This is a genomic window from Streptomyces sp. NPDC049915 (assembly GCF_040656475.1).
Classification (GTDB): domain Bacteria; phylum Actinomycetota; class Actinomycetes; order Streptomycetales; family Streptomycetaceae; genus Streptomyces.
The window spans coordinates 497689-520929 of record NZ_JBFAMH010000001.1 but is presented as its reverse complement, the minus strand read 5'-3'; the positions used below and the strand labels follow the sequence as shown (position 1 = coordinate 520929).

Here is a 23241-nt window from a genome sequence, read left to right as displayed (position 1 = left end):
ACCAGCACGACCCGGGGCGCGCCGACCGACCTCAAGGGCGCGGGAACAACACGGGCCAAGTCGGCCTACCTCAAGGGGCGCGGGGAACTGCGCGCCCAGCCACGACGGACCCGCAGCCGCCGACGCTCACAAGCCTCCAACCCCTTGGGCGCCCGGCACCCGGCAGGCAGCCTTACCGCTTGTGCCGCTTCAGCGGCCGCAGCGCCGGCCCCTGAAGGATCTCGCCGTCGATGCCGAAGCGCGATCCGTGGCAGGGGCAGTCCCAGGAACGCTCGGCGGCGTTGAAGTTCACCAGACAGCCCAGGTGGGTGCAGCGGGCGGACAGGGCATGGAGCTCGCCGTCCTCGTCGCGGTAGGCCGCGACCCGGTCGCCGCCGGCCCGGACCACCGCGCCCTCGCCGGGCGCTACGTCCTCCAGGGACTTCGCCGGACGCAGCCGGTCGCCGATGAAATGCCGGGCCACCTTGGCCTGCGTCTTCAGGAACGTCGGCGCCTCACGCACCGCCGTGCCCAGCCGGCGCGGGTCGTACAGCTCGCTCCACGCGCACTTCTCGCCCCGGATCAGCGCCGTGAGCAGCCGCCCGGCCATCATCCCGCCGCTCAGCCCCCAGCCGCCGAAGCCGGTCGCCACATAGGTGTGCCGGGCGCCGGGGTGCAGCAGGCCGACCATCGGCACGGTGTCCGTGGGGTCGTTGTCCTGCGTGGCCCAGCGATGGGTGAGGTACACGCCGGGGAAGTGCGTGGACGCCCAGTCCGTCAGCTCCTCGAAGAGCGCCGGGGTGTCGCCGGTGCCGGGCGTGAAGTGCTGCCCGGTGACCACCAGGAACCGCTGCCCGTCGCCGTAGGGCGCGGTCCGCACCGACCTCGTGTTGTCGTCCGGCGTGATGTACATGCCGTCCGGGTCGCGGTCGGCGGGGATCGTCCCGGCCACGACCAGCTCGCGGCGCGGGGAGAGCCGCGTGAACAGCAGCGCCCGGTCGAACACCGGGTAGTGCGTGGCGACGACCACGTCCCGCGCGGTCACCGTGACCCCCGCGTCGGTCGTCAGCCGGCACGGCTCGCCCTCGGTCAGCCCGGTCACGCGCGTGTACTCGTGGATGCGCCCGCCGCGCGCCTCCAGATCCTCGGCCAGGGCGAGCAGGTACTTGCGCGGGTGGAACTGCGCCTGTCCGGTCACCTTCACCGCGCCCGCGACCGGGAACGGCAGCCCGGTCTCCGTCACGAACGACGCCGGCAGCCCCGCCTCCTTCGCCGCCCGCGCCTCCGCGCGCACCTCCTCGAGGCGGCCGCCGTCGTGCACGTAGGTGTAGGCGCTGCGCTCCTCCCAGTCGCAGTCGATGCCCAGTTCGGCCACGATCCCGGCGGCCCGCTCGATCGCCTCGGACTGCGAGCGGGCGTACAGCCGCGCGGCCTCGCCACCGCGGGTGCGCCGCAGTTTGTCGTAGATCAGGGTGTGCAGGGCGGTGACCTTGGCGGTGGTGTGGCCGGTCACCCCGGCCGCGACCCGGTCGGCCTCCAGTACGGCCACGGAGAGCCCGGCGCGGGTCAGCTCCCACGCCGTGCTCAGCCCGGCCATCCCGGCGCCGATCACGGCCACGTCGACCGTCAGGTCCTCCGTCAGGGTGGGCCGGGGGCTGCCGCCGGGCTCCGTCTGCAGCCAGTACGAGCCGCTGACCTGCTCTTTCCGCGTCATGCCGGAGCGGGTACCCCGTCCCGGCATGATCACGGCTGCGGACCGTCCCGCTATCGGCGCCAGGGGCCGGTCACCGCGAACGTCGTGCCCGGCGTGTAGCAGTTGACGTACATCGTGTCGCCGTCGGGGGAGAAGGTGACCCCGGCGAACTCGCCCCACTCCGGTGCCTCGGGTGTTCCGATGTTCTGCCGGCCGCGGGCCATCGGGTACACCTCGCCCCCGCGGGTCACCCCGAAGACGTGCTGCGCGCCGTTGCCGTCCTCGCACACCATCAGCCCGCCGCTGGGCGCCAGGCAGATGTTGTCCGGGGACTCGCCGGGCAGTTGCACATCGGTGCCGGGGCCGAAGACGATCACCAGCGTCAGGCGGTGCCGCTTCGGGTCGTAGCGCCAGATCTGGCCGTAGTGGTCGGCGCCCGAGCCGTCCGCGCTGCGGGCGAAGGACGACACGAAGTAGACGCACGAGCCGCCCCAGTAGCAGCCCTCCAGCTTCTGCGCGTGCGTGATGCCCCCGGGGCCGTAGTCCTGCAGCCGGGTCGGGGTGGACACGGCCAGCGGGTCGGGTACGTCCACCCACTCCACGCCGTCGAAGTGCGCGCCGGTCTCCTGGATCGTGGACAGATCCGCTACGCCGGGCACGCGCATCGCCTGGAGCCGGCCGCCCGCGCGCAGCGAACCGACGCCGCCCAGCGGCTTGTTCGGCAGGAAGCGGTAGAAGAGGCCGAACGGCTTGAGGAAGGCGTCCTCCGTCTCGTAGACGACGCCGTTGCCCGGGTCGATCGCGATCGCCTCGTGCTGGAAGCGGCCCATCGCGGTCAGCGGGACGGCGCCGGTGCGGTGCGGGTCGCTCGGGTGGACCTCGAAGATGAAGCCGTGGTCCTTGGCGTAACCATTGGTGCCGGCCTTGTCCTCGGTCTCCTCGCAGGTCAGCCAGGTGCCCCAGGGGGTGCGCCCACCGGCGCAGTTCACGGCCGTGCCGGCGATGGCGACACGCTCGGACAGGACCCGATTGCGGGAGTCCAGTGTCAGGGCCGTACAGCCGCCCCTGCCCGCCGGGTCATAGGTGAGGCCTTCGATCGTGGGTACCGGGACGGCCGCGGTGACGCGGTTCTCGTGGTTGCGCACGAGGTGGGTACGGCCCCCTCGGCCGGCGAACGCGGCCATGCCGTCGTGGTGGGAGGGGACCGGGCCCTCTCCGGAGCGCAGCGGGTCGCCCTCACGGGAGAGCACGGTGTAGCGGAAACCTTTCGGCAGGTCGAGCAGTCCGTTCGGGTCGGGGACGAGCGGGCCGTAGCCGGTGTGGCCCAGGTTCTGCGCGGCGGCGGTGCCCGCGAAGAGCTCGGACAGGGCCCCGGTGAAGGCGATGCCCGCTCCCAGGGCACTCGCACGAGCCAGAACCTGACGTCGAGTTGCAGACATGCGGCAGCAACCTTCCTGCTGGCGGACAGGAAATGCACAGGAACTACTGACCCCGCTGTGTCTACCATCTGCCGCCGTGCGCGGGAACCACGCGTGTAGCACGTGTCACCGCGCGTATCACCGCCGCGTCACGGCTCGATGACGTGCCCCTTCGGCACCTGCTCGTCGGCGAGGCCCTTCGGGGCCTGATCGCCGGCCAGGCCCTTGGGTGGTTGATCGTTGGCGAGGCCCTTCGGCGCCTGTTCGCCGGCCAGGCCCTTCGGGGCCTGATCGTTGACGTGGCTCTTCGGCGTCTGCTCGGTCCGCTCGGCGCCCCTCTCCAGGAAGCGCAGCAGCTCCACCGGGATGGGCAGCACCAGCGTGGAGTTCTTCTCCGCCGCCACCGCCATCACCGTCTGCAGCAGCCGGAGCTGGAGCGCGGAGGGGGTGTCCTCCATGGCCTGGGCGGCCTGGGCGAGCTTCTTCGAGGCCTGGAGCTCGGCGTCGGCGTTGATGATCCGCGCCCGCCGCTCACGGTCGGCCTCGGCCTGGCGGGCCATGGACCGCTTCATCGTGTCGGGCAGCGAGACGTCCTTGATCTCGACGCGGTCGATCTGCACGCCCCAGCCGACGGCCGGGCTGTCGATCATCAGCTCCAGGCCCTGGTTCAGCTTCTCGCGGTCGGAGAGCAGGTCGTCCAGCTCGCTCTTGCCGATGATCGACCGCAGCGAGGTCTGCGCCATCTGGGAGACCGCGAACCGGTAGTCCTCCACGTTGATGACGGCCGCGGTGGGGTCCACGACCTTGAAGTACACGACGGCGTCCACCCGCACCGTGACGTTGTCCCGGGTGATGCCCTCCTGACCCGGCACCGGCATGGTCACGATCTGCATGTTGACCTTCCGCATCCGGTCGACCCCGGGGAGGATCAGGGTCAGTCCGGGGGGCCGCACGCCACCGCGCAGCCGGCCGAGCCGGAGGACCACTCCGCGCTCGTACTGTTTGACGACGCGGGCCGCCGCGGTCAGGTACACCACGCCCACCACTCCGGCCCCCACGATCGCTCCCAGCAGCTCCTGGAGCATGGCGACCTCCTCACCGAGAGGTCCGTTTGTCTGCTCCTGCAACGATATGCCCGGCCTCCGGTCCCGGGCCACGCTCGGAGCAGGAGGCCGGACACCGGCACGTGCTTAAGCCGCCGTCGTCACCCTCACCAGCTTCACCGGTTCCGTGCCGACCGCGCTGTGCCGCTCGGCCCACGACTGCAGCGCCGTACGGCAGGCGTGGTCCAGGTGGTGCAGCCCGGACAGGTCCAGCTCGACGGGCCGGTCCTGCGGAAGGGCCTCCAGGCTGTCGAGGATCTTCGGCAGCCGCAGGAACGTCGCGTTGCCCGACAGATGCGCCTGGACGGGGCCGGCGCCCTTGTCGACGACCTCCAGCCGGATGTGCGAGGCCTCCCAGGCGGTCTTGACCACGGACAGGGCCAGGCCGATCAGCACGCCCTCGAACATGTTCACCGCGACGATCGCCACGGCCGTGACCACGAGGATCAGCGCCTCACCCCGGTGGCCGCGCCACAGGTCGGCGATCTGGCGGAACGGGATCAGCTTCCAGCCCGCGTGGACGAGGATGCCGGCCAGTGCGGGGATCGGTATCAGCGCCAGCGCGGCGGGCAGCGCGGCGGCGAACAGCAGCAGCCACACGCCGTGCAGCACCCGCGACGCCTTCGTCTTCGCGCCCGCCTGGACATTGGCGGAGCTGCGCACGATCACGGCCGTCATCGGCAGCGCGCCCAGCAGACCGCACACCGTGTTGCCGGCGCCCTGGGCGATCATCTCCTTGTCGTACTGTGTGCGCGGACCGTCGTGCAGCCGGTCCACCGCCGCCGCGCTGAACAGGCTCTCGGCCGAGGCGATCAGTGTGAACGCGACGACGGTGCCCCAGATGGCCGGCTGCGCCAGATCGCCGAAGGCATCGGCACCCGGCAGCTGGACGACCCCGAGCAGGCCCTCGACCTGCACCGTGGCGACCGGCAGATCGAGGGTGAGGGCGACGACCGTCGTCAGGACAACCGCGGCGAGCGCGCCCGGCACGGCCCGCACCGCCTTCGGCAGCCTCTTCCACAGCACGATGACGGCGATGGTGCCGACGCCGATCGTGAGCGAGGCGAGGGCCTCGGCGCTGCCGATCACGTCGGCGAACGCCCCGGGCAGGCCCGCTATCTTGTCGATGCCGGTCTTCGGGGCCGTGAGCCCCGCGGCCGCGTAGATCTGCCCGGCGATGATCACCAGGCCGATGCCGCAGAGCATGCCCTCGACGACCGAGACGGATATCGCCCGGAACCAGCGGCCGATCCCGGAAAAGCCCATGGCGAGCTGCAACAGACCGGAGATCAGCACGATCACCCCGAGGGTGCCCACACCGAACTCGCTGACGGCCTCGAAGACGATCACTGTCAGACCGGCGGCCGGCCCCGACACCTGGAGGCTGCTGCCGGGCATGAGCCCGGTGACCAGACCGCCCACGATGCCGGTGACGAGGCCGAGTTCGGCCGGGACGCCCGACGCGACCGCCACGCCCACGCACAGGGGCACGGCGACCAGGAAGACGACTATGGAGGCGAGGAAGTCCTGCCGCAGATGAGGAAACGCGCGCATGCCAAACCTCACAGTGCCTCGAAGGAGTCGGTGGCCACGCGGTGTTCGCGCACCGCACCGGTGTGCACCTCGTAGTACCAGGCGTGCAGGTTCAGCCGGCCGTCCGTCAGCCGCCGCTCCACGCACGGGTAGGAGCGCAGCCGCAGCAGCTGGGCGAGCACGTGGTGCTGCACGGCCTCGGCCACGGTCGGGTCCTGCGGGTCGGCCGCCCGGGGGTCCTCGGCGGCGTGCGCGAGCCAGTCCCGTACGGCCGGTACGGCGTCGAGGTCGTCGCCGCGCACCAGGGCGCCGACGGCGCCGCAGTGCGAGTGGCCGCAGACGACGACGTCCTGTACGCCGAGGACGTTCACGGCGTACTCGATGGTGGCCGCCTCGGAGGTGGGCCGGTCCGGGGTGTACGGCGGGACGATGTTGCCCGCGGTGCGCAGCTCGAAGAGCTGACCGGGGCGGGCGCCCGTGATTAGGGCCGGGACGACCCGGGAATCGGAGCAGGTGATGAACAGGACCTGCGGCGACTGGCCCTGGGCCAGCGGGGCGAACTCCTCAGGGCGCTGGCCGAAGGCACGGGCGTGGTCGATGAGGGGTTGCATGTGTGGTGACTCCTCCTGGCGCGCCGTGGGGGGCGCGTCGGGCTTCAAGGACAGAGGTGGGGTGCACTGCCTCCGCTCGGTGCGGAGGTGCGGGGTACTGCTCTGTTCTCAGCAGCGGAAGACCTGGAGCGCGGCCGGGGAGGGGGCCGGTGTGTGTCTGGGGGAGTGCGGCGCGGCTCTGCGGGTGGTGGAGGGGCGCGGCGCGGCCGGGTCCGGGGCCGACAGCGGGCGTTCGGGTCCCTGGGGCGCCGAATCGGCCGTGCGCTGCCGGTCGCGGGGGCGCAGCGGGTCGGCCGGGCCGGGGAGGTGTCCGCAGTCCCGGGAGGCGACGGTCTCCTCGCGCAGGGCCGTGACGGGGAGCGCGGAACCGGGGCGGGCCGTGGCCTCCGCATGACGCGGTGTGTGCGCTTGTGCGAAGGTCTTGGTGCAGGTGAGGAAGGGGAGGGCGAGCAGGACCGCGGTGAGCGCCGCGAGGACGGCCCGGCCCGTCGTACCTCGGAACATGCCCCTCCCTCCGCCCGGCTCACGCGTCATGTGTGGACCAACGCTTGGTCAATGAATGGTCAAGAGACACGGTAGCGGTGTCAGCGCGTTTGCAAGGTTAACTACGCGTTACGAGCTGAAGAGAGCCTGAAAAGAGAGGGTGGTTTGGCGCGAAGCGGCGCCTGCCCCCGGGCGGCGGGCGCTCCCGATCAGGGCGTCATGGGCGTGCCGCGCGGCATGAAGCGACTGCTGAGCCGGTACGACAAAGAGGCTGCCGAGCCCGGACGACGTCGGCTGCGGACGAGCGGCGGCCCGCCGGCTCTCGTCCTGCCGCCGCCGCTTCCCCCCTGCGCTGACCTGGCACCGGCCCGGCCGCGGGCACGGCAAGGCGAGCGGGCACGGCAAGGCGAGCGGGCACGGCAAGGCGCGCGGGCACGGCGAGTCCGATGGAGCCGACGGCGGCCGGGCGCTGACCCTTCTCGACGAGGCCCTTGGCGTCGCGGGCCTAACCCTTCTCGACGAGGCCCTTGGCGTCGCGGGCCAGGGCCGTGAGGCGGGAGATGGCCCGGAAGTACTTCTTGCGGTAGCCGCCGTTCAGCATCTCCTCGCTGAACAGCTGGTCGAACGGCAGCCCCGAGGCGAGGACGGGCACCTCGCGGTCGTAGAGCCGGTCCGCGAGGACGACGAGCCGCAGCGCGGTGGACTGGTCGGGCACCGGGCGCACGTCCGTCAGGCACACCGCCTCGAGTCCGTCGGTCAGCGCGCCGTAGCGGCTGGGGTGCACCTTGGCCAGGTGGTCCAGCAGCTGCGGGAAGGCGTCCAGCGAGGCGCCGGCGGTGGCCCGCGCGGTCCGCTCGACCTGCTCGGCGGTGAACGGCGCGGGCGCCTCGGGCAGACCGCGGTGGCGGTAGTCCTCGCCGTCGATGCGCAGGGCGCGGAAGTGGGCGGACAGCCCCTGGATCTCGCGCAGGAAGTCGGCGGCCGCGAACCGGCCCTCGCCGAGCTTGCCGGGCAGTGTGTTGGAGGTGGCGGCGAGCGCGACACCCGCTTCGACCAGCTTGCCGAGCAGCGTGGAGACGAGGACGGTGTCGCCCGGGTCGTCCAGCTCGAACTCGTCGATGCACAGCAGACGGTGGCCGGAGAGGGTCTGCACGGTCTGCTGGAAGCCGAGGGCGCCCACCAGGTTGGTCAGCTCCACGAAGGTGCCGAACGCCTTCTTCGACGGCTCGGCCGGGGTGGCGTGCCACAGGGAGGCGAGCAGGTGGGTCTTGCCGACGCCGTACCCGCCGTCGAGGTAGACGCCGCGGGGGCCGGCCGTGGCCTTCGCCGCCTTGGCCTTCGCCCTGCCGAAGCCGAAGAGGCCGCGCTTGGCGCCGCCGGCACCCGCCCCGTCGAGTCCGGCAGCGAAGCCCTCGAGGACCTGGACGGCCTCGGTCTGGCTGGGCTGGTTCGGGTCCGGGATGTACGTGCTGAAGCGGACCGAGTCGAACCGCGGCGGCGGCACCATCTCGGCCACCAGCCGGTCCGCGGGGACACGCGGCTCACGGGCGCACAGGGACAGCGGGGTCGCGTCGGCTATCGGGGCGAGGCCGGAGGCGGAGGTGGAGGACGACACGGTTCCCCAGCTTAGGGCGTGCCAGACTGCACACCATGCGACGCCTGTTCCCTGTGACCGAAGAAACAGCAGTCCAGACCCTGCGGAAGGCTTCCGAGGAGGGGGTGGTCGCCGGGGCTGCGGGGGTGCCGGGGGCCGCCGGTGGTGAGGTGACTCCCGGGACCGCGAGGGCGACCGCGGCGATCGCGGGCGGGGCGGTCGTGGCGGGCGGGACGCCGGACGACCCGGACGCGGCTGCCGCAGGCTCCGGCGGTGAGCCCTCCGGCGGCCCCGTGACCGCCGGCGGTGCGCGGGACGCGACCGGCGGAGGTGGCGCGGATCCCGTGCCCGGTGAGGGCCCCGTCGGGCTGCCCACGTTCGCCGGCGGGGCCGACGGGCCTGAGTGGAGCCTCGCCGAGCTGGCCGCCGCCTACGCCTACCCCGAGCCGCCCGCCGGGCAGCGGCAGCCGTGGCTGCGGGCCAACATGGTCTCCAGCCTCGACGGCGCCGCCCAGCACCAGGGCCGCTCCCAGCCCATCTCCAACGCCACCGACATGCGCATCTTCGGCACGCTGCGGGCCCTGGCCGACGTGGTGGTCGTCGGGGCGGAAACGGTACGCAAGGAGGGCTACCGCCCGGCACGCGTGCGTGCGGAGTTCGCGTCGATGCGTGAGGCCGCCGGGCAGGACCCGGTGCCCGCGGTCGCCGTCGTCACCGCGAGCCTGGACCTCGACTTCTCGCTGCCTCTGTTCACCTCGCCCGTGGTGCCGACGATCGTGCTCACCGGCGCCGCGTCCTCCCCGGAGCGCCGGGCGGCGGCCGAGAAGGCGGGCGCGAAGGTCGTCATCGCCGGTGACGGCGTCGGCGTGGACCCGGTCCGCGTCGTGCAGGCCCTCGCCGAGCTGGGGCACACCCGCCTGCTGACCGAGGGCGGGCCACGGCTGCTCGGGCAGATGGTGGCCGCCGAGGTGCTCGACGAGCTGTGCCTGACCATCTCCCCGATGCTCACCGCCGGGGACGCCCAGCGGATCGCGGGAGGGCCGTCCGTCACCGTCCCGCACCGCTTCGCACTGGTGTCCCTACTGGAGGACGACGGCTTCCTCTACAGCCGTTACCGCAGGTCGCAGCCCTGAGTGCGGCCCCGGGAACCCGTCCGTCGGCCCCCCGGCGGGCGGGCGGCCGCCCGGAGCGCCGACATCGACGGAATATGCCGTTCCGATTTGCTTGTGATGGGCACACTAAATCCGGCAGAACCCGTGCGATCACGGGGCAGGATGGTTTCCGCAGGGGCTGGCACGGCCCACGGAGGACAGGGGGCACGGGGCCCCCGCAGCAGAAGGGGCGCCTGGTGTTCACAAGCGTTTTGATGATCGAGAAGGCCCTGACGTCCGCTGACGTGGAGTTCGTCACCAGCTTGCACGGGGACGAGCCGGTCACCTTCCACGTCCTGCTCCAGCCCCGGGGCGACCAGGCCGACCGGCTCCTGAGAGCCATCGACGACATCGCGCTCGGCGAGATCGACGAGGCCGCCCGCGAGAACGAGACACCCGAGGGCGACGAGGCCAGGAGCGTCGGCCGGCAGGCGCTGGACGTGTCCCTGACCGCCCTGCGCTCGGCCGGCAGTCCCGCCGAGGGCCGGTTCGTCGAGGACCACCCGCTGGACGCGCTCAGGAGGCTGGTGGACGAGATCGGCGCGGACGAGGTGATCGTGCTCACCGACCCGCACTATGTCGAGGAGTTCTTCCACCGCGACTGGGCCTCGCGGGCGCGGCACAAGGTGGGGGTGCCGGTGCTGAAGCTTTTCTCCCACAGCAAGGCGTAGCGCTCCGCGGGTGTGGCCGGTCCGCGCCGTTCGGGGCGCGGCGCCTGTCCGGGTGCGGGCTCGTTGTGGCTGGTCGCGCAGTTCCCCGCGCCCCTTGCGTCGGACCGGTGGCCCGCGCTGCAAGGAGCCCGGTGCCTGAGCACATAGGCTAGGCACGCTCCAGTCCGCACCGTATCTGGGAGAAGAACGCATGGCACCCGGCCTTCCTACCGCCATGGACCGACCGCACTTCATCGGCATCGGCGGCGCCGGGATGTCGGGCATCGCCAAGATCCTCGCGCAGCGCGGCGCCAAGGTGGCCGGCAGCGACGCCAAGGAGTCCGCCACCGCCGAGGCGCTGCGCGCGCTGGGCGCGACCGTGCACATCGGGCACGCCGCCGAGCACCTCGCCGACGACGCGAGCTGCGTGGTCGTCTCCTCCGCCATCCGCAAGGACAACCCCGAACTGGTGCGCGCCGCCGAGCTGGGCATCCCGGTCGTGCACCGCTCCGACGCGCTCGCCGCGCTGATGGAGGGCCTGCGCCCGATCGCCGTCGCCGGGACCCACGGCAAGACGACCACCACGTCCATGCTCGCGGTCTCCCTGACCGCGCTGGGCCTTAACCCGTCGTACGCCATCGGCGGCGATCTCGACGCGCCCGGCTCCAACGCGCTGCACGGCGACGGCGAGATCTTCGTCGCGGAGGCCGACGAAAGCGACCGCAGCTTCCACAAGTACGCCCCCGAGGTCGCGATCGTCCTCAACGTCGAGCTGGACCACCACGCCAACTACGCCTCGATAGACGAGATCTACGCGTCCTTCGAGACCTTCGCCGGGAAGATCGTGCCCGGCGGCACGCTGGTGATCTCCGCCGACCACGCGGGCGCGCGCGAGCTGACCCGGCGCGTCGAGGACGTGCGCGTGGTGACCTACGGCGAGGCCGAGGACGCCGACGTGCGTGTGCTGTCGATCGTGCCGCAGGGCCTCAAGAGCCAGGTCACGGTCGTCCTCGACGGTCAGGAGCTGACCTTCGAGGTCTCCGTCCCCGGCCGCCACTACGCCCTCAACGCGGTCGCCGCGCTCACCGCGGGCGCCGCCCTCGGCATCCCGGCCGCCGAGCTGGCCCCGGCGCTCGCCGCGTACACGGGCGTCAAGCGGCGCCTTCAGCTCAAGGGCGAGGCGGCCGGCGTCCAGGTGATCGACTCCTACGCCCACCACCCCACCGAGATGACCGCCGACCTGGAGGCCATGCGGGGCGCCGCCGGCGAGGCGCGCATCCTCGTCGTCTTCCAGCCCCACCTGTTCTCCCGCACTCAGGAGCTGGGCAAGGAGATGGGCCAGTCGCTGTCCCTCGCCGACGCCTCCGTCGTCCTCGACATCTACCCGGCCCGCGAGGACCCGATCCCCGGCATCACGAGCGAGCTGATCATCGAGGCTGCGCGCGCCGCGGGCGCCGACGTCACGGCCGTCCACGACAAGGCGGAGGTGCCGGACGTGGTCGCGGGAATGGCGCGGGCCGGTGATCTCGTTCTCACCATGGGGGCGGGCGACGTCACGGACCTCGGCCCGCGCATCCTGGACCGTCTCGCGCACAAGTGAAGGGGTTGGCCGACATGTCGTACGACGTCGAGAAGCCGGACGAGCAGTGGCGGGCGGAGCTGACCCCGGCCGAGTACGCGGTGCTGCGCCAGGCCGCCACGGAGCCCGCGTTCGTCGGTGAGTACACGGACACCAAGACCAAGGGTGTGTACTCCTGCCGGGCCTGCGGGGCCGAACTGTTCACCTCGCAGACCAAGTTCGAGTCCCACTGCGGCTGGCCGTCCTTCTTCGACCCGAAGGACACCGACGCGGTGGAGCTGGTGCAGGACAGCTCCCACGGCATGGTCCGCACCGAGGTGCGCTGCGCCCGCTGCGGCTCCCACCTCGGGCACGTCTTCGAGGGAGAGGGCTACCCCACCCCGACCGACCAGCGCTACTGCATCAACAGCATCGCGCTGCGCCTTGAACCCGAAGAGGGCTGAGCGCGTCACCGGGCCGATCTAGACTGACTGGAAAGGCCCGGCCCACGGCCGGCGCAGGACCGGCAGGGTCCGGAGCGGGAAGGCGGTGGACCTGCACATGCCGTACGTCGCCGTCAGTGCGCTGAGCCATCCCGGGCTGGTGCGCGAACACAACGAGGACAGCCTCGTCGCCGGACCGTGGACCCTGTGCGCCACGGTGACCGAGATCCCGCAGACCCTGGTCTTTCCGCTGCGGTCGCCCGTCGTGGTCGCCGTCGCCGACGGGCTCGGCGGCCATCCCGGAGGTGAGGTGGCCAGTGCGCTCGTCGCCCGCCTGCTCGCACGGGCCGGGCCGGTACTGGGGGACGAGGAGGCGGTACGGGAGGCGCTGAGCGACTTCAACCGCGCCGTGTACCAGGCCGCCGAGGGCGGCGACCTCACCGCCATGGGCACGACCGTGGCCGGTCTCGTCCTGCTGCACGACTCGGTGCTCGTCTTCAACGTCGGCGACAGCCGGGTCTTCGCGGCCTCCTCCGACGGACTGCGCCAGGTCAGCGTCGACGACAGCCCGCCCCTCGAACCGGGGCAGCGCACCACGTCCCTGGTCACCCAGTGCCTGGGCGGCTCCGCCGCCCACCGCGACGTCCGGCCGCATGTCACCACCGTTCCCCTGCGGCCCGGCGACCGCTACCTCGTGTGCACCGACGGGCTGACCGACCCGGTGACCGAGGACGTGCTGGAGGCGGTGCTGCGCGAGAACGACGACGGCCGGGCTGCCTTCGAGCTGTGGCACGCGGCCATCCAGGCGGGCGGACCGGACAACATCACGCTGGCGGTCGTTCGCGTGGAAGGGGACGGGGGCCCGTGATGATCCCGGTTGTGCGCGGCCGGGCGGGCGCTGTCACGATTTGATCGTGTTCAGCGTTGTGCGACGGATCAGAGGGCTCGGCCGGCCGGCTTCCCCGGGCCGGCCCGGGACCGCCCGGGGCACCGGCGCCGCCGACCGGCGGCTCGCCGGGCTGCGGTCGCTGCTGACCCGGGTCGGCACCACGCTCGACGCGGATCTCACCTGCGCGGAGCTGACCCACGCCGCGAGCGTGTTCGCCGCGTGCACGGCGGCGATCGTCCGGATCACCGGCGGGACGGTCTCCGGGTACGAGGCGATCAGCGGGGACGCCGACGCGCTGCCGGACGTGCGCCGGATCACCGAGGCGGTGCGGGAGGGCGGGCCGCTCCTGCGGGGAGCGGTCTTCGGGGGTGCCGTCGTCTGCCTGCCGCTCGCCACGCCCGAGCAGATGTACGGCGTCCTTGTGTGCGCCCGGTCGGCGCCGCCCCTCACCTCGCAGGAGGCGGAACTGCTCGCGCTGCTGGCCGCTCCCGTCGGACCGTATCTGCGGCACGCCGACGAGTACGCGCGCGTCAGCCGCACCATGGGCGATCTGCAGCGTGCGCTGCTCGCCGAGCCGGGACGGCCGCACCCGAACCTCGACGTGGCCGTGCGCTATCTGCCCGCCGGGCGGCGCGCCCTGGTCGGTGGCGACTGGTGCGAGACCGTGCGGCTGCCCTTCGGCCGGACCCTGCTCGTCGTCGGCGACGTCATGGGCCACGGAGTGGAGGCCGCCGTCGACATGGCCGCGTACCGCTCCTCGCTGCGGTCGATCACCGCCACCGATCTCCCGCCGCACCGGGTGCTGCGCCAGATGGACGACCTCGCCGCCGGGGAGCCGGACATGCGGCCCGCCACCTGCCTGATCGCCCGCGTCGATCCCGCGCGCGGGCAGGTGACGCTGGCCGGGGCCGGACATCTACCGCCGGTCGTGATCGACGAGGGCGACGGCAGCCGCTTGCTGCCGCTGCCTGTCGGGCCGCCGCTCGGGACCGGGCTCGGCGGGTACGAGTCCGCCACCTACGACCTCGACAGCAGCCACACGTTGTTGCTGTTCACGGACGGGCTGGTGGAGCGGCGCGGGGAGGACATCGATCGGGGGCTGGAGCGGTTGGCGCAGGTGCGGTTCCCTGCCGGAGCCACCCTGGAGGAGATTCTGGACACCGTTCTGGTCCGGATGGACGCACGGCATGCCGAGGACGACGTGGCGGTGCTGGGGGCGCGGCCGCGGGGGCGGGGCGGGGAGTAGGCGTCAGCTCAGCTCGCGCAGAGCCCTGCCCAGCCCTGCCACTCCCTCCGTGATCACTCCCGTCGGTGTCGCCGCGTAGCCGAGGACCAGGCCCGGGTGGCCCGGGCGTTGCCGGTGCCAGGAGAGGGGGTGGCACTTGACGCCGTGGGTGAGTGCCGCCGCGGCCAGGGCGGTGTCCGGGACGTCCGCCGCGTAGGTGACCGTCAGGTGCAGGCCGGCTGCGGCGCCGTGTACGACCGCGCCCGGCAGATGGGCTGCCAGGGCGCCGATCATCGCGTCTCTGCGCCGGCGATGGCGGCCGCGCAGCAGCCGGAGGTGGCGTTCGAGGTCGCCGGAGTCCATCAGCCGGGCCAGCGCGAGCTGGGGGAGCACCGCGTTGCCCAGGTCGGTGAAGCGCTTCGCGGTGGTGAGGGCGGCGTGATAGGCGGGCGGGGGGATCAGCCAGCCGATCCGCAGGGCGGGCGCGAGCAGCTTCGACACGCTGCCCATGTAGCAGACGCGGTCGGCCAGCAGCTCGCGCAGCGCCGGTACCGGCGGCCGGTCGTAGCGGTGCTCGGCGTCGTAGTCGTCCTCCAGGATCAGCCCGCCGTCCTGCGCCCAGCGCAGCAGCTCACGGCGGCGCTCGCCGCTGGTGACGACCCCGGTGGGGAACTGGTGGGCCGGGGTGAGCAGTACCGCGCGGGCGCCCGAGGCGCGCAGGGCGTCGACGCGTATGCCGGCCTCGTCCACCGGTACCGGTGGGGTGGCCAGCCCGCCGTTGCGCAGATGCTGGCGGGAGCCGAGCGAGCCGGGGTCCTCCAGCGCGACCGCCTCGATGCCGTCCGCGCGCAGGACCGCGTGCAGCAGGGTGAGCGCCTGTGCGGTGCCGGCCACGATCAGTACGTCGTCGGGGGCCACCCGCACACCCCTGTTGCGCGCGAGCCAGTCGGCCACGGACCGGCGCAGCGGGAGCGCGCCGCGCGGGTCGCCGTAGCCGAGACTGTCCGCCGACAGCCCGGCGAGGACGGCCCGTTCGGCGCGCAGATACGCGGCGCGCGGGAACGCCGCCAGGTCGGGCCGGCCGGGGGTGAAGTCGAACGGGGCCGGGGCCGCGCGCAACGCGTCGAAGACGTCCGGGCCCGGTTCGCCGGTGAACGGAGCGATGTCCGGGCCGGCCTTCCCGGGAGCTTCGCCGCGTACCGGCTCCTGCGGGACCGCGACCACGACCGTGCCTCCGCGCCGCCGTCCCTCCAGGTGGCCGTCCTCGGCAAGCCGCCGGTACGCCTCCGCCACCACGCCCCGTGACACGCGCAGTTCGGCGGCGAGAACCCGGGTGGGGGGCAGCCTGCTGCCCACCGTGAGCCGGCCGTCGGCAATGGCCCGGCGCAGGCGCTCGGTCAGCCACCGCGCCTTGCCCCCGGCCGGTGCCGCACCGATGTCCAGCTGCAGGAAGTCGGAGCCGCCGGACGCTGCGTTCATCGGGCTCATGCTGTCACGTGCCCCTCAGCCGGCGAAGGCGAACTCCGGCGCCCCGGCCGTGAGAACGGCGTCGGTGGTGACCACGGGCCAGTGCGCGGCCAGCTCCTCCGCGACCGTCTTCAGCAGCGCGCGCACGGTTCGCTCACCGCCGTCGTGCATGGCTTCGGTCACCACCAGGACGCGGCGGGTGTCCGGGCCGACGGCGGACCAACCGCTCTGCCGGTGGGTCCAGCGGCGGGCGTGGGCCCGGCCGGCGGAGTCGACGAACGTGACCTCGCCGGGCGCGGGATGCTCCGTGGTGCCGTCGAACGCCGTGTACACCTCCTCGCCCCGGGCGGGCCGTACTTCGAGCAGGGGAGCGGCGATCCGGTCCGCGTCGAGGGCGGCGACGGGGACGGCGTGGGCCACCGAGATCGCGTTGCACAGGTCCACCACCGGGTGGATGCGCGGCAGTCCGCCCTCCTTGCGCAGCCGCCGCAGCAGCGACTCCGCCGCGCATCGGTACTGCGTGGGCCGCAGGCCCAGCCCGGAGAAGGTGCGGCGCCAGGCCGTGATCTCCGGGAACTCGCCCTCCGGTGCCCCGGCCAGGCGGGCCGCGGCCCGCGCGGTGTGCGCGGCTGCTCGCGGGCCCGTGTCCGCATGGGCGTCGACCCCGTCGGCGTACAGCACGCCGGCGGTGAGCTGCGGGTGGGTGGACCAGATCGTGTCCGCGTGCCGGAAACGCATGCTCACGCCACCGCCAGCCGCAGGCTCAGGGCGACGAAGCAGGCGGCGAAGCCCCGGCGCATCCCCGTCAGCAGTCCGGGGTGCTGCGGCAGCCGCTTCCGCAGTGCGGCGGCGCCGAGGCCGTACGCGGTGAAGACGACGAAGGTCAGGGCCATGAACACGGCGCCCAGCCGCAGCATCGCGCGGACGTCGCCCGCCGCGACGAACTGCGGCAGGAACGCCAGGAAGAACAGGGCGGGTTTGGGGTTGAGCAGGTTGACCAGGACGGCGGAGCCGATCAGGCGGGAGGTGGAGCGCGGTGCCGCCTCCGGGTCGACCACCAGCGCCGAGCGGTCGCGCAGCATCGCCCACGCCATGTACAGCAGGTAGGCGGCACCGAGGTACTTCACCACGGTGAACGCGACGGTGCCCGCGTGCAGCAGCGCGGCCAGTCCGGTCACGGCGGCGAACAGGTGCGGCAGGGTGGCGAGGGTGCAGCCGAACGCGGCCACCACGCCGGCCCGGCGGCCGTGGGTGAGCCCGGCGGCCAGCGTGTACACCACGCCGGTGCCCGGGGTGACGACCACGACCAGGGTGGTCAGCAGGAACGTGAAGCTCAAGGAAACCTCCGCGAGAAGGGCGAGGCCTCCCACCCTGTCCGCGTCTTGGCCCGCCGGACAGGGCCAAAGACGGCGCCGTTCACGGGTCCATAAACCGTGGCCTTACCGGGTAGGGACGTTCACGGCGTCTAGACTCTCCCGGCAGCGGGCGTTCGTACGCACGTACGGAAGACGTCCACCGCCAGGCACGTGCTGCCAACCGAAGGGCGTTCGGCGTTTTGATACGGATGGAATCAGTCACCAAGCGGTACCCGGACGGCACGGTGGCGGTCGACCGGCTCACGCTGGAGATACCCGAGAAGGCGATCACCGTCCTCGTCGGCCCCTCCGGCTGCGGCAAGACGACGACCCTGCGGATGATCAACCGGATGGTCGAGCCCAGCGAGGGCCGCATCCTGCTGGACGGCACCGACCTCCAGCAGCAGCCGGTGCACACCCTGCGCCGGTCCATGGGATACGTCATCCAGCACGCCGGACTCTTCCAGCACCGCACGATCGTCGACAACATCGCCACCGTCCCGCGCCTGCTCGGCTGGAGCAAGGCCAAGTCCCGGGAGCGCGCCCGGGAGTTGATGGAACGCGTCGGCCTCGACGGCTCGCTCGCCCGGCGCTACCCGCACCAGCTCTCCGGCGGCCAGCAACAGCGCGTCGGCGTCGCCCGGGCCCTCGCCGCCGACCCGCCGGTGCTGCTGATGGACGAGCCGTTCTCCGCGGTCGACCCGGTGGTCCGCAAGGGCCTCCAGGACGAACTGCTGCGCCTCCAGGACGAGCTGGGCAAGACGATCGTCTTCGTCACCCACGACATCGACGAGGCCGTCAAGCTGGGCACCATGGTCGCCGTCCTGCGCACCGGCGGCCGGCTCGCCCAGTACGCGCCGCCCGCCGAGCTGCTGTCCCACCCGGCCGACGCCTTCGTCGAGGACTTCCTCGGCGCCGACCGCGGCATCCGGCGGCTGTCCTTCTTCTCCTCCGCCGGCCTCGACCTGCTCACGGCGCCGGTCGTCGCCGTCGACGCCACCGCCGAGCAGCTCGCCGCCGCCGACGCGTCCTATCTGCTGGTCACCGACTCCGACGGCAGGCCGCTCGGCTGGGGCGAGCCCGGCGCGCTGAGTGCCGGGAGCATCGACACCGCCCGACTGCTGCCCTACGGGCGGCCGTTCGTCGCCGGCACCGACTCGCTGCGGGCCGCGCTGGACTGCGCCGTGCTGTCGCCGACCGGCTGGGCCGTCGCCGTGGACGACACCGGGCGCGTGCGCGGTGTCGTGTCGCAGCAGTCCATCGGGGCGGCGATCCGCGCCGCCCACGCCGAGACCCCGAGCGAGCCGAAGGCCCTGCGATGAACGGCCTGTTCGACCTGCCCAGCGACCTGCAGAACACCTACCTCGGCCTGGTCGGCATGCATCTGCGCGAGGCGCTGATCCCGGTCCTCGCCGGACTGCTGGTGGCGCTTCCCCTCGCCCAGCTGTGCGTGCGGCTGCGCTGGCTGTACCCGCCGGTGCTCGGGGTGACGACCGTGCTGTACGCCGTCCCCTCCCTCGCGCTCATCGTCTTCCTGATCGACTACACCGGCCAGAGCGAGACGACTGTGATGATCCCGCTCGGCCTCTACAGCCTGGTGGTCCTCGTCCCGGCCGTCGTCGACGGCGTCCGTTCGGTGCCACAGGACACCCTCGACGCCGCGACCGCCATGGGACTGGGGCCCGTGCGCCGCTATCTGACGGTGCAGTTGCCGATCGCCGTGCCCGCGATCCTCGCCGGGCTGCGCGTCGCGACCGTCTCCAGCATGTCCCTGGTGAGCGTCGGCATGCTGATCGGCAACCAGGGGGGCCTCGGCAACCTGCTGAACGACGGCATGACCTACCAGCAGCCCCGGCTGGTGTGGCTGTCGGTCATCGGCACCGCCGTCCTCGCCGTCCTCGCGGACGCCGTCCTCGTCGCCGTACGCCTGCTGCTGACGCCCTGGATGCCGCGCGGCACCCGCACGGTGTCCGCCGGGCCGCGGCCCGAACCGGCCGTGTCCGCGGCCGAGGAGGCCGCGCGGTGAACATCCTCCACTTCATCGACGCCTTCTTCAGCGACAGCTCGCACTGGCACGGCTACGACGGCATCCCCACCCGGCTGCGCGAGCACGTCCAGTACTCGCTCCTCGCGCTGGCGATCGCCGCCTCCGTGGGGCTGCCGGCCGGGCTGGTCACCGGGCACACCGGACGCGGCGGCAACGCGCTCGCGCTCATCGCCACCGCCGCCCGCGCGCTGCCCAGTTTCGGCCTGCTCGTGCTGATGTTCATCCTGCTCGGCTTCGGGCTGCTGCCCGTGATGATCCCGCTGGTGGTCCTCGCGATCCCGCCCATCCTCGTCACCACCTACGAGGCGGTGCGCTCCGTCGACCCGTCCCCGGTGGACGCGGCACGGGGCATGGGCATGCCCGAGACGCGCATCCTCTTCCGGGTCGAACTGCCCGTCGCGCTCCCGCTGATCCTCAGCGGCCTGCGCTCGGCGGCCATCCAGATCGTCTCGACGGCCACCATCGCGGCGTACGTCAGCTTCGGCGGCCTCGGCCGGTACGTCATCGACGGCCTGTACCAGCACGACTACGAGAAGGTCGTCGGCGGCGCCACCCTGGTGGCCGGACTGGCCCTCGTCACCCTCGCGCTGTTCTGGGCCGCCGGCCGCTACGCGGTGGCGCCGGGGGTGCGCCGGCGCGGCTGAGACGGCGGCACTCCAACGGGCAGGGTGACGAACGCCATTGGTAACACAAATGCCCTTGACGGGGGAGAAGTGGCTGGATTGGATCAGTGGGTGACTACTACCGCCCAGCGCAGCAGGCCCCGCAGGACCCTCCCCGGCGCCGCCGCCGTCGTGCTCGCCGCGACGTCGGTGCTGCTGGCAGGGTGTTCCTCCGACAGCAAGGGTGACAACCCGCTCGCGGAGAACGACTCCGACGGCAAGACGGTGGTCGTCGGCTCCAACAACTTCCCCGAGTCCACGCTGCTCGCCGACATCTACGGCGAGGCCCTGCGGGCCAAGGGCATCAAGGTCACCTACAAGCCCAACATCGGCACCCGCGAGACGACCTACGGCCTGATCAAGAACGGCTCCCTCACCGTCCTGCCCGAGTACAACGGCGCGCTGCTCGCCTACCTCGACCGCAAGGCCACGCCGAAGTCGGCCGAGGAGACCACCCGGGCCATCGCGGCCAAACTCGCCCCCGAGCTGACGCTGCTGCAGCCGTCGCCCGCCGAGGACAAGGACGCGCTGGCGGTCAACTCCGAGACTGCGGCGAAGTACCACCTGACGTCCTCCTCGACCATCGCCGACCTCAAGGACATCGCGGGGGACCTGGTCGTCGGCGCCTCGCCGGAGTTCCAGAAGCGGCAGCAGGGCCTGGAGGGCCTGAAGTCGGTGTACGGCCTGGAGTTCAAGTCGTTCAAGGCGCTCGACGCGGGCGGCCCGCTGACCCAGGCGGCGCTGAAGCAGAACAACGTCCAGGTCGCGGACCTCTTCTCCACCGACGCCACCGTGCAGAAGGAGAAGTTCGTCGTCCTGCAGGACCCGAAGAACCTCTTCGGCTTCCAGAACGTGCAGCCCCTCGTCTACAAGAAGGGCCTGCCGCAGCCGGGTGTCGACGCCCTGAACGCCGTCTCCGCCAAGCTGGACACGAAGACGCTGCTCGGCCTGGACGCCCAGGTCCAGCTGGACAAGAAGGACCCGCTGGACGTGGCGCAGGCGTGGCTGAAGTCGGTGCAGCTGGGCTGAGCGGCAAGCAAAACAGACCGCCCGTCCCGGTAATTCCGGCACTTCCGGCGGAAGCTGAGCGGCCCTCGGCTCACGAAGGGTTGGTTCGTGAGCGTACGCTCGATCCGTCGCCGGTACCGAAGGCCGTGCCGTCAGGGCGAGTTGACGGGCGTACGGCCCCCGCGCCCGGCGTGGGGGCCGGGGCCCGCGGGGACTCGGCGGGCCCTGTGGGCCCCGGCAACCGGTGAGCTAGCATGTACGGGGAGTGAGTAGAACAAACGGCATGGTCCGTTCTTTTCCGTCCCCCAGGAGTGACCCGCCGATGCCGAGGCAGTTACGCGCCGAACAGACCCGCGCGACGATCCTCACCGCCGCAGCCGACCTGTTCGACCGGCACGGCTACGAATCGACGAGCCTCAGCGACATCGTCGAGCACGCCAAGGTCACCAAAGGCGCCCTCTACTTCCACTTCGCCGCCAAGGAAGATCTGGCGCACGCCATCCTGGAGATCCAGTCCGAGGCCTCGCGCAGGGTCGCGGGCGACATCGACGGCCACGGCTATCCGTCCCTGGAAGCCCTGATGCGCATCACCTTCGGCTTCGCCCGCCTGTCCGTGGAGGGCCCGATCGCCCGGGCCGGCCTCCGGCTCGCCACCGGATCCGTCCCGGTCCGCCCCCCGCTGCGCCACCCCTTCACCGAGTGGCGCGAGCTGGTCTCCCGGCGGCTGCGCGGTGCGGTCCGCGAGTCCGACCTCCACCCGGACGTCGACATCGATGCCGTCACCCACTCCCTGGTCTCCTTCTTCGTCGGCACCCGTGTCGTCGGCCGCTCCCTGGAGCCCGTCACCCGGCTGCCCCGCCGGATGGCCGAGATGTGGCACCTGCTGATCCGCGGCCTGGTGCCCGTGCCGCGCCGCCCGCGCTATCTGACGCTCGTCTCCCGGCTGGAGCGCGAGACCGCCGCGGCCGCCGTCTGACCCCGGCCTCCCGGCCACAGCACCGGACCGCCGGCGCCCGAGGCACGGTGAGCGGCGTATACCGTTCGGCCGGGGCCCGCAGGTGCGGTGAGCGGCGTATACGGCGCGGTCGTGGCCGGAGGTGCGGTGAGCGGCGGGGTCGTGGAGCCGGAGGTTCGGTGCGCGGCGCGGCCGGAGGGCCGGAGGTACGGTGAGCGGCATGCCCGACACCCCGCAGCCCCCGGAGCTGCGCGCCGACGAGCCCGGCTCCTTCCCGCACAGCGTGCTCGCCGAACGGCACCCCGCCATCATCCGGCAGGTCCGCGACTCCTTCCCGTACGGCCCCGACCTGCACGCCGCCCTCGACGCGCTGCTCGCCCAGTGCACCGGCGGTGTCATCGAACCGCTCCCGCCCGGCGCCCCCGACCGCGACCGCTGGCTGGCCTGGGGGCTCTCGACGTACACCGGCCGGTCCTGGTTCGAGGTGCCGTGGCTGTGGTCGGAGAGCTACTTCTACCGCCTGCTGCTGCAGACCGTCGGCTACTTCGGCGACGGCCCCTGGCGTGGCATCGACCCCTTCCGGCCCGCCAAACGCGGCGAACTCGACGCCCCCGAGACCGGCGGCGAACTCGCCGCCCTCGACCGGCTCGCCGACCTGGGCCGGGACGAACAGGCCACCGCCCTGCTGCACGGCTCCCTGTGGGGCAACCGAGCCGACCTGAGCTTCCGCCTCCAGACCGCCGCCGGCGCCGCCCGGGACACCACCCCGGCCCTGCTCGCCGACGACAGCGCGGCCCTGTGGGCGCTGCTCCCGCCCGGCCGCGCGGACGGCACCCTCTGCCTCGTCGCCGACAACGCCGGCCGCGAACTCGTACCGGACCTGCTGCTGATCTCCCACCTGCTCGCCCACGGCCACGTCGCCCGGGTCCTGCTGCACGTCAAACCGCACCCGTACTACGTCTCCGACGCCACCACCGCCGACGTCGTCGACGCCCTTCGCCGGCTCACCGCAGCTGCGGGCGCGGCCGCAGACCACGGGCGGCGGCTGTGGCAGGCCATGACCGACGGCACCCTCACCGTGCGCACCCACCCGTTCTCGGCCGGCCCGCTGCCGTACGCGCGGATGCCCGACGACCTGCGCGCCGAGTTCGCCGCCTGCACCCTGACCGTGGTCAAGGGCGACCTCAACTACCGCCGCCTGGTCGGCGACCGGATGTGGCCCGCCACCACCCCCTTCGCCGAGGTCACCGCCCACTTCCCGGGACCGGTCGCCGCGCTGCGCACCCTGAAGTCGGACGTGGTCACCGGTCTCGACGCCGCCACCGTGGCCGCGCTCGACTCCGCCGAGGGGCCACGGTGGCGGACCAGCGGCACGCATGCGCTGATCCAGCTGGGGCAGTGACCCGCCTCCAGCATG

General features: G+C 72.7%; 22 protein-coding genes. 12 read left to right on the top strand and 10 right to left on the bottom strand.

Going from position 1 to position 23241, the window contains the following annotated elements:
- Positions 1 to 172 precede the first annotated feature (172 nt).
- The 7 genes from AB0J12_RS02205 to zapE all read right to left on the bottom strand — a co-directional run bounded on the left by AB0J12_RS02205 (position 173) and on the right by zapE (position 8435).
- Positions 173 to 1693, bottom strand: coding sequence for an FAD-dependent oxidoreductase (locus AB0J12_RS02205; RefSeq protein ID WP_363262210.1), 1521 nt, complete (start codon positions 1691 to 1693; stop codon positions 173 to 175).
- Between the two features lie 50 nt (positions 1694 to 1743).
- On the bottom strand, positions 1744 to 3111 hold the full coding sequence (locus tag AB0J12_RS02200; RefSeq protein WP_363262209.1) for a PhoX family protein: 1368 nt from the start codon (positions 3109 to 3111) through the stop codon (positions 1744 to 1746).
- A 128-nt stretch (positions 3112 to 3239) separates the two neighbouring features.
- Positions 3240 to 4175: an SPFH domain-containing protein gene (locus AB0J12_RS02195; protein ID WP_363262208.1), complete on the bottom strand. Its 936-nt coding sequence runs from the start codon at positions 4173 to 4175 to the stop codon at positions 3240 to 3242.
- 105 nt (positions 4176 to 4280) lie between these two features.
- Positions 4281 to 5747, bottom strand: a complete 1467-nt coding sequence (locus tag AB0J12_RS02190) for a SulP family inorganic anion transporter (RefSeq protein ID WP_363262207.1) — start codon at positions 5745 to 5747, stop codon at positions 4281 to 4283.
- Positions 5748 to 5755: 8 nt separating this feature from the next.
- Positions 5756 to 6337 (bottom strand): carbonic anhydrase, encoded by a 582-nt coding sequence (locus AB0J12_RS02185; RefSeq protein ID WP_363262206.1) that lies wholly within the window; start codon positions 6335 to 6337, stop codon positions 5756 to 5758.
- Between the two features lie 108 nt (positions 6338 to 6445).
- A complete protein-coding gene (locus AB0J12_RS02180) occupies positions 6446 to 6841 on the bottom strand; it encodes a hypothetical protein (RefSeq protein ID WP_363262205.1) in 396 nt (131 codons plus the stop codon).
- A gap of 484 nt (positions 6842 to 7325) precedes the next feature.
- Complete coding sequence (gene zapE, locus AB0J12_RS02175; protein ID WP_363262204.1) at positions 7326 to 8435, bottom strand: cell division protein ZapE; 1110 nt, start codon at positions 8433 to 8435, stop codon at positions 7326 to 7328.
- 323 nt (positions 8436 to 8758) lie between these two features.
- On the opposite strand from zapE, the gene AB0J12_RS02170 reads away from it, so the two are divergent.
- The 6 genes from AB0J12_RS02170 (at position 8759) to AB0J12_RS02145 (ending at position 14351) form a co-directional block, all read left to right on the top strand.
- Positions 8759 to 9547 carry a pyrimidine reductase family protein gene (locus AB0J12_RS02170; RefSeq protein WP_363262287.1) on the top strand — a complete coding sequence of 263 codons (789 nt, stop codon included), beginning with the start codon at positions 8759 to 8761 and terminating at the stop codon, positions 9545 to 9547.
- 215 nt (positions 9548 to 9762) lie between these two features.
- The gene (locus tag AB0J12_RS02165; RefSeq protein WP_363262202.1) at positions 9763 to 10236 is read left to right on the top strand and encodes an indole-3-glycerol phosphate synthase; all 474 of its coding nucleotides are present in this window, start codon (positions 9763 to 9765) and stop codon (positions 10234 to 10236) included.
- Between the two features lie 190 nt (positions 10237 to 10426).
- Positions 10427 to 11815 (top strand): UDP-N-acetylmuramate--L-alanine ligase, encoded by a 1389-nt coding sequence (murC, locus tag AB0J12_RS02160; RefSeq protein WP_363262201.1) that lies wholly within the window; start codon positions 10427 to 10429, stop codon positions 11813 to 11815.
- Between the two features lie 14 nt (positions 11816 to 11829).
- Positions 11830 to 12237 (top strand): peptide-methionine (R)-S-oxide reductase MsrB, encoded by a 408-nt coding sequence (msrB, locus tag AB0J12_RS02155; protein WP_363262200.1) that lies wholly within the window; start codon positions 11830 to 11832, stop codon positions 12235 to 12237.
- A 97-nt stretch (positions 12238 to 12334) separates the two neighbouring features.
- A complete protein-coding gene (locus AB0J12_RS02150) occupies positions 12335 to 13084 on the top strand; it encodes a PP2C family serine/threonine-protein phosphatase (protein ID WP_363262286.1) in 750 nt (249 codons plus the stop codon).
- A gap of 46 nt (positions 13085 to 13130) precedes the next feature.
- Positions 13131 to 14351, top strand: coding sequence for a PP2C family protein-serine/threonine phosphatase (locus tag AB0J12_RS02145; RefSeq protein ID WP_363262199.1), 1221 nt, complete (start codon positions 13131 to 13133; stop codon positions 14349 to 14351).
- 3 nt (positions 14352 to 14354) lie between these two features.
- Here AB0J12_RS02145 and AB0J12_RS02140 read toward each other — a convergent pair whose 3' ends face one another.
- The 3 genes from AB0J12_RS02140 to AB0J12_RS02130 are packed head-to-tail and all read right to left on the bottom strand — an operon-like array spanning position 14355 to position 17134.
- Positions 14355 to 15818, bottom strand: coding sequence for a PLP-dependent aminotransferase family protein (locus AB0J12_RS02140; RefSeq protein ID WP_363262198.1), 1464 nt, complete (start codon positions 15816 to 15818; stop codon positions 14355 to 14357).
- Positions 15819 to 15833: 15 nt separating this feature from the next.
- Positions 15834 to 16535: a phenylalanine--tRNA ligase beta subunit-related protein gene (locus tag AB0J12_RS02135; RefSeq protein ID WP_363262197.1), complete on the bottom strand. Its 702-nt coding sequence runs from the start codon at positions 16533 to 16535 to the stop codon at positions 15834 to 15836.
- A 2-nt stretch (positions 16536 to 16537) separates the two neighbouring features.
- A complete protein-coding gene (locus AB0J12_RS02130; RefSeq protein WP_363262196.1) occupies positions 16538 to 17134 on the bottom strand; it encodes a LysE family translocator in 597 nt (198 codons plus the stop codon).
- 218 nt (positions 17135 to 17352) lie between these two features.
- Between AB0J12_RS02130 and AB0J12_RS02125 the strand changes: the two genes are divergently transcribed.
- The 6 genes from AB0J12_RS02125 (at position 17353) to AB0J12_RS02100 (ending at position 23226) form a co-directional block, all read left to right on the top strand.
- Entirely contained in the window at positions 17353 to 18474 is a 1122-nt protein-coding gene (locus AB0J12_RS02125) for an ABC transporter ATP-binding protein (RefSeq protein ID WP_363262195.1), read from the top strand.
- Positions 18471 to 19178, top strand: a complete 708-nt coding sequence (locus AB0J12_RS02120) for an ABC transporter permease (protein WP_363262194.1) — start codon at positions 18471 to 18473, stop codon at positions 19176 to 19178. The genes AB0J12_RS02125 and AB0J12_RS02120 overlap by 4 nt, the downstream gene beginning before the upstream one ends.
- Entirely contained in the window at positions 19175 to 19843 is a 669-nt protein-coding gene (locus tag AB0J12_RS02115) for an ABC transporter permease (RefSeq protein ID WP_363262193.1), read from the top strand. Before AB0J12_RS02120 ends, AB0J12_RS02115 begins: the two co-directional genes overlap by 4 nt.
- Before the next feature lie 90 nt (positions 19844 to 19933).
- A complete protein-coding gene (locus AB0J12_RS02110) occupies positions 19934 to 20890 on the top strand; it encodes an ABC transporter substrate-binding protein (RefSeq protein WP_363262192.1) in 957 nt (318 codons plus the stop codon).
- Between the two features lie 301 nt (positions 20891 to 21191).
- Entirely contained in the window at positions 21192 to 21845 is a 654-nt protein-coding gene (locus AB0J12_RS02105; protein ID WP_363262191.1) for a ScbR family autoregulator-binding transcription factor, read from the top strand.
- Positions 21846 to 22044: 199 nt separating this feature from the next.
- Positions 22045 to 23226 carry a damage-control phosphatase ARMT1 family protein gene (locus AB0J12_RS02100; protein WP_363262190.1) on the top strand — a complete coding sequence of 394 codons (1182 nt, stop codon included), beginning with the start codon at positions 22045 to 22047 and terminating at the stop codon, positions 23224 to 23226.
- Positions 23227 to 23241 lie beyond the last annotated feature (15 nt).